At 24.4% G+C, this 815-nt stretch carries 1 protein-coding gene; it reads right to left on the reverse strand.

Annotation, left to right across the window (positions count from 1 at the left end):
- Positions 1 to 17: 17 nt before the first annotated feature.
- Positions 18 to 551 (reverse strand): hypothetical protein, encoded by a 534-nt coding sequence (locus tag HMPREF9131_RS03770; protein ID WP_009345467.1) that lies wholly within the window; start codon positions 549 to 551, stop codon positions 18 to 20.
- Positions 552 to 815: the final 264 nt, after the last annotated feature.

The raw sequence follows: 815 nt of genomic DNA on the forward strand, positions 1-815 counted from the left end.
TCAAACCACCTGTTCAATTACTTAACTTCAGCGGTCCATATCTTTACACCGTTATCTATATAACCACCATTGGGATAGTTATAATAATATTGATGTGCTTCTATGCACAATTTTGCTGATTGAATAAATTTTCTATTATCATTAAGCCTATCAACTCTATAAACAACTTTTAAGTACTTTGAAAAATCAATATAACCAGGCATATCTATAGTAAAAACACTATACCAATTAACCCTAGCAGCATCTATTGGAATCGTTATAATTTCATCCACTGTTTCTACATCACTAAACGCACCAGCAACTGTTAAAAAATTGGATACTTCAGAATTGAATTTTGATGGATTTCTAATTAATTCAGCTGTAGAAAAAGTTTGTCTACCAAGAAATTTACTCCCTTTAATTTCAATAACTCTATCATAATTATTATCTGAAAGTTTACAGTCAATATTAGCTAATGCTTTATTATAAGTTAAACTAATAAAATTTTTTTCAAAAACCAAAATAATTTGTATTAAGAATATAATTACAAATATCAATGAAATTTTTTTCATCTGAACCAATTCCTAATTAATACAACCCAATATCGTAAAATCTATAATATCAGTCATTCCAAAAATTTTTAATATGAAGTAAGGAATAAGTAACCTAAGATATCATTCTTTATATTTAAACTTCTAAAATTAGATAACAATATCCAAACAAAAATCCCAAAGTAATTTAGAAATAATAAAATCCTAAAAATTAATCATAATCTTCCTACAACTTAATATAATTTAATAATAGAGTAACTAGATTAATTATAATATTATAATTAA

The sequence above is a fragment of the Peptoniphilus sp. oral taxon 836 str. F0141 genome (assembly GCF_000179335.1).
In the GTDB taxonomy this organism is placed as follows: Bacteria; Bacillota; Clostridia; order Tissierellales; family Peptoniphilaceae; genus Peptoniphilus_A; species Peptoniphilus_A lacrimalis.

Excerpts from the sequence above, each read along its gene's own strand:
- HMPREF9131_RS03770 (WP_009345467.1), bottom strand. The coding sequence starts at position 551 with ATGAAAAAAATTTCATTGATATTTGTAATTATATTCTTAATACAAATT.